The sequence below is a fragment of the Nocardiopsis listeri genome, from assembly GCF_020741345.1.
In the GTDB taxonomy this organism is placed as follows: Bacteria; Actinomycetota; Actinomycetes; order Streptosporangiales; family Streptosporangiaceae; genus Nocardiopsis; species Nocardiopsis listeri_A.
Window position 1 is genome coordinate 1 of sequence record NZ_DYZD01000118.1, and the last position, 4,645, is coordinate 4,645.

Annotated in this window: 4 protein-coding genes and 1 pseudogene; 4 read left to right on the plus strand and 1 reads right to left on the minus strand. The window is 68.1% G+C overall.

All coding sequences use genetic code 11. From position 1 onward, the window contains the following. Both K8V84_RS06925 and K8V84_RS06930 read left to right on the plus strand, forming a co-directional pair. Window positions 1-607, plus strand: a pseudogene (locus tag K8V84_RS06925) (vitamin B12-dependent ribonucleotide reductase); the annotation flags it as partial. Window positions 608-783: 176 nt separating this feature from the next. Next, on the plus strand, window positions 784-1,212 hold the full coding sequence (locus tag K8V84_RS06930; protein ID WP_304071925.1) for a CBS domain-containing protein: 429 nt from the start codon (window positions 784-786) through the stop codon (window positions 1,210-1,212). 15 nt (window positions 1,213-1,227) lie between these two features. Here K8V84_RS06930 and K8V84_RS06935 read toward each other — a convergent pair whose 3' ends face one another. Then, on the minus strand, window positions 1,228-1,533 hold the full coding sequence (locus K8V84_RS06935) for a hypothetical protein (protein ID WP_304071928.1): 306 nt from the start codon (window positions 1,531-1,533) through the stop codon (window positions 1,228-1,230). 271 nt (window positions 1,534-1,804) lie between these two features. Between K8V84_RS06935 and K8V84_RS06940 the strand changes: the two genes are divergently transcribed. Both K8V84_RS06940 and K8V84_RS06945 read left to right on the plus strand, forming a co-directional pair. Beyond that, complete coding sequence (locus K8V84_RS06940; protein WP_304071931.1) at window positions 1,805-3,634, plus strand: SPFH domain-containing protein; 1,830 nt, start codon at window positions 1,805-1,807, stop codon at window positions 3,632-3,634. After that, window positions 3,635-4,645: SPFH domain-containing protein (locus tag K8V84_RS06945; RefSeq protein ID WP_304071933.1), on the plus strand; the 1,011-nt coding region annotated here is incomplete at its 3' end.

A 4,645-nucleotide genomic window follows, 5' to 3' on the forward strand; every position in this document is an offset into this window, starting at 1 on the left:
CAAGAAGCGGCCCAGCGAGACCACCTCGTTCTCCGTGGGCGGCGCCGAGGGCTACATCACCGCCGGTTCCTACCCGGACGACGGCCTCGGTGAGGTCTTCTTGAAGCTCGGCAAGCAGGGTTCGACCCTGGCCGGGGTCATGGACGCCTTCTCCATCGCGATCTCCATCGCACTGCAGTACGGGGTCCCGCTGGAGACCTACGTGGAGAAGTTCACCAACATGCGCTTCGACCCGGCCGGCATGACCGACGACCCGGACATCCGCATGGCGCAGTCGGTGGTGGACTACATCTTCCGTCGCCTGGCCCTGGACCACCTGCCCTACGAGGACCGGGCCGCCCTGGGCGTACTGTCGGCCTCCGAGCGCGAGGCGCAGCTGAACGGGGAGGACCCGACCCAGGTCGCCGCCCAGGTGGAGTCCTACGCCCAGTCCGCCGCGCCGTCCAACCGGACCGAGGAGCCCGCCGAGACGCCGGTGGCCCCGCGCCCGGTCGGGGAGGGGTTCATGGCCGACGCCCCGTTGTGCATCACCTGCGGGACGAAGATGCGACCCTCGGGCAGTTGCTACGCCTGTGAGGGTTGCGGCGCCACCAGCGGCTGCAGCTGATCCATCGCGCGTGGAGAGGGGAGACGGTTCGTCCGTCTCCCCCTTCGGGCTCCGGCGATCGGGTGATGATCCTCGGCGTGTGACCGTGGGCGGGACGGGTCTGGCCCATACCTGTGGTTGTCGGTGCGGGACCCGGGGTGACCCTTCGGCACGCGATTCAGCGGAAGGTGGTCCCCATGCTGATAGCCGCGATCCTTCGGGCCAAGGGCCCGGAGGTGGTGAGCGTCGCCCCCGACGCGACCGTCGCGTCGCTGCTCACCGAACTCGCCCACAACGACATCGGCGCCGTCGTCGTCGCCCGACAGGAAACCCTCATCGGCATCGTCTCCGGGCGTGACGTCGTTCGGCACCTGCAACGGCGCGGTCCCGAACTCCTCGACGCCCCGGTGTCGGACATCATGACCACGGACGTGGTCACCTGCACCACCGAGGACACCGTCGAGGAGGTCGGCGAACACATGACCCGGCGCCGATTCCGGCACGTGCCGGTCACCTCCGAGGGCCGGATGGTGGGGGTCGTCAGCATCGGCGACCTCGTCAAAAGCCGGCTCAGCGGTCCGGAGGACGACCACGCCCGACTGGAGGCCTACATCCACGGCGGATGAGCCGGGCCCCGACCGTTACTCCTCGGCGCGGTCGTTCGACGCCACCGCGACGGCGGCGGTCGCCGCGGTCACGCTCAGCACCGCCGGCCAGGCACCGATCTTCTTGGCCAGCGGGTGGGACAGGCCGAAGGCCCCCACGTACACCCCGGTGAGCGCGACGGCGGTGCCCAGGCCCGAGCGGCGCCGCCAGGTCTCGAAGGCCGCGGCGCCGAACACCGCCAGGACGGCTCCGCCGAGGGGACGGTTGCCGGTGGCGCGTGCCACCGAGTAGCCGCCGATCAGGCCGGCGGTGGTCAGGGCGGCGCTGGGGACTGCGGTCATCGTGGTCCTCTTTCGTCGGGTGGTCCGTTGGTCCCCGACGTTAGCCCTCGCCCGCAGGTGGTCGTCCGACGGCACGCCCGTAATGACCAGGTGGAGGGCTCATCACGCTCTGGCCACGGGACCTGTGTTTCGGTTGTGGCTCGTGGCACCCTTGTGTTCTGTCCACTATCCCTTCCCTGCGCGCGAAACCCGCTCTCAACTGGAACCAAGGCGGTGTACGCCGCGTCGAAGGCATTAGTTCCCCTCAAGTTCCAGAATGGAGTACTTGCCTATGTCGTTCGCGCAGACAGTGCGCGGTGCGGCCGGTGCGGTTGCCCAAGGGGCGGATCCGCGTCAGGCCGTCTCCGACGCGGCCCAACAAGCGATGGGCCAGGTGTCAGGTCAGAGCGACCGGGGTTCCGGGCAGGGCTCGGAGGGCGGGCTCGACCCCCGCGACTTCGTGGCCGCGCGCGAGCAGGGCGCTTCCGTCGACACTCGCATCGAGCAGAAGACCACCTCGCTCAACACGGCGGGCGAGGCCCTCAACCGCAGCTACTACGAGCGGGGCCGCAGTGGTCCCGTCCACGTCATCTGCCCCATGGTGATCCCCCGCGGGCGCACCTTCGTCACGATGCTGCCCGCCATCGCCCTGGTGATCCTCGGTGTGATCGGCACGATCGTGTTCGTGGTGCCCAGCGCGGTGATGACCGGCGCCAACCCGCTCCTGCACCCCTTCTTCGGCATCCACTACTGGCTGGTCACCATCGCGATCAGCGCGTTCATGTGGTGGCGTCAGGGCATGGTGATGGTGCCCGAGGGCTGCCAGGCCATCGTCACCCGCTTCGGGAAGATGGAGAACCTCTTCCAGCCGGGTCGAGTCACCCTGTTCAACCCGTGGAAGCGTGTCTCCTACATCGTCAACACCAGGCGTGAGTACCCGTTCAACGCGCCCATCCGCTCCGCGCCCACCAAGAGCGGCGTTCAGGCCTCCATCGACCTGTTCGTGCAGTTCAAGATCGAGAACGCGGTCGACTTCGTCTACACGCTGGGCGGGGTCCCGGGTTTCCAGGAGAAGCTCAACAACGCCATCTCCGAGACCACCCGAAGCCTCATCTACGAGCAGGAGGCCTCGGCGATCTACGACATGGTCGGCGAGAGCACCCAGGGGCTCCTCGACTCCCTGAACCGTCAGTTCAGCGGAATCGTCGTTCTCACCAGCGCCAACATCACCCACGCCGAGCCCTCCAACCAGGAGTACCGGATGGACCTGGCGGCGCCGGAGATGGTGCGGGTGGCCAAGGACGCCTACACCTTCGAGTACGAACTGCAGCTGCGCAAGGAGCAGAACGAGGGCGACCTGAACAAGGAGCTGGCCACCCTCAACGAGACGCTGTCGGCGATCCAGGCCGACATCGCCCAGTACCAGGCGCAGATGGACACCGCCCTGGAGCGCGAGACCAACCGGGCCCGCTCCCTGGCCCACCAGCGCTTCGTGGAGGCCGAGTCCGAGGCCAACGCCAACGCCGCCCTTTTGCAGGCCCAGGCCCTGGACATCCGCGCCGTGTCGGCGGCGGAGGCTCCGGAGATCCTCAACTACCGCTTCCGGGAGAACCTGCTGGACAAGCTGGAGTCGGTCGCCGACAGCCTGCCCCAGGTCCTGCGCATCGGTTCCGGAGACGCCGCGAGCGTCGACTACCTGCGCATCGCCCAGGAGATCATCGGTCAGGCCGACACGGCCCTGTTCTCCGACGAGGACATGGCGGCGATCCGCGAGCGTCTGGGCGAGATCCGCGAGCGCATCTCCCAGCGTGAGCAGGAGATCAACGAGATCGTCGAGGACGAGTCCGGTGAGCGTCGCACACACGACGCCGAGGACCCGGGCGAGGACCTGGTCGAGGAGATCCGTCAGTCGGTGAGCGAGGACGCGATCGGTGAGCGTCTGTCCGAGGCGAGCGCTGAGGAGGCCGCGCCCGAGACCGCCGAGCCCCAGGCCACGGTCGACGCTCCGCCGCCTTCCGGCACGCCCTATCACCAGTCCCCGCCGCCTCAGCAGACGCGGCACCCGCAGGACCCGCCGCTGCCCCCGTGGTCGCAGGGCGGTCAGAACCCGGGAGGTCAGTAGATGAGCGAGTCCTTCAACCCCGGTGGCGGATCCAACATCAAGGAGTCCCTCGCCTCGTGGGGCGATCTCGCCGGGCTGCTGCGCGGTGGCGACCAGGGCGCGATCGTCCCCGTCGTCATCCCCCGCGACAACCGCGGTCTGCGCTGGATGGTCCTGGTGTGGTACGGTCTGTTCGCGCTGCTGTCTGCGCTGGTCATGACCATCCACGCGGTGTCGGGCGGTGTCGGCGGCACCATCTACGGCGCCCTGGCCGTGCCCACCCTCCTGGTCGGCGTGCTCAGCATCGCGGCCGCGGTCCTGTGGTGGTGGCGCGGTTCGATCATCGAGATCGAGGAGGGCACCACCGGCATCCTCACCAAGTACGGCGCCTTCGTGAAGAACATCGGTCCCGGCCGCCACTACCTGTGGCACCCGTGGGCGCGCGTGGACTTCGTGGTGGACACCCGGACCGAGATCCCCTACACGGCCCCGGTCCTGGCCTGCCCCACCAGGGAGAACGTGCCGCTGAAGTCGATCGAGTTCTTCCTGAAGTTCCGCATCGACGAGCCGTACGCGTTCGTCACCACCATCGGTGCGAGCAACTTCGACCTGGTGCTGTCCAGCGCGGTGCAGGACGCCATCCGTCAGCGCAGCCGTCTGGTCAACACCGAGTCCGCCTACGACCTGCGCGGTTCCAACGTCGAGGACATGCGTCGTCTGCTCAACGATCAGCTGCGCAAGTACGGCGTTGTCATCACCGGTTGCAACATCCCGGACGTGCAGCTGCCCAGCCAGTACCAGCAGCACCTGGCCACCCGGGAGCGGGTCGCCAAGGAGCTGGTCGCCTACGAGCAGGAGTGGGAGCTCACGCGCAAGCGTCGTATCGACACTTTGCTGATGGACATCGAGCGGTCCAAGAAGACCCGTGATGCCAAGATCGTCGAGGTCAACGCCTCCCTGAACAAGGCACGCAAGGACGTTGCGCAGATGCTGCAGGAGCAGGAGACCGAGGCACAGCGGGTGCGCTACGAG

What these genes read in the sequence shown, in the direction of transcription:
- K8V84_RS06940 (WP_304071931.1), top strand. Translation starts at nt 1,805, where the DNA reads ATGTCGTTCGCGCAGACAGTGCGCGGTGCGGCCGGTGCGGTTGCCCAA.
- K8V84_RS06930 (WP_304071925.1), top strand. Translation starts at nt 784, where the DNA reads ATGCTGATAGCCGCGATCCTTCGGGCCAAGGGCCCGGAGGTGGTGAGC.
- K8V84_RS06935 (WP_304071928.1), bottom strand. Translation starts at nt 1,533, where the DNA reads ATGACCGCAGTCCCCAGCGCCGCCCTGACCACCGCCGGCCTGATCGGC.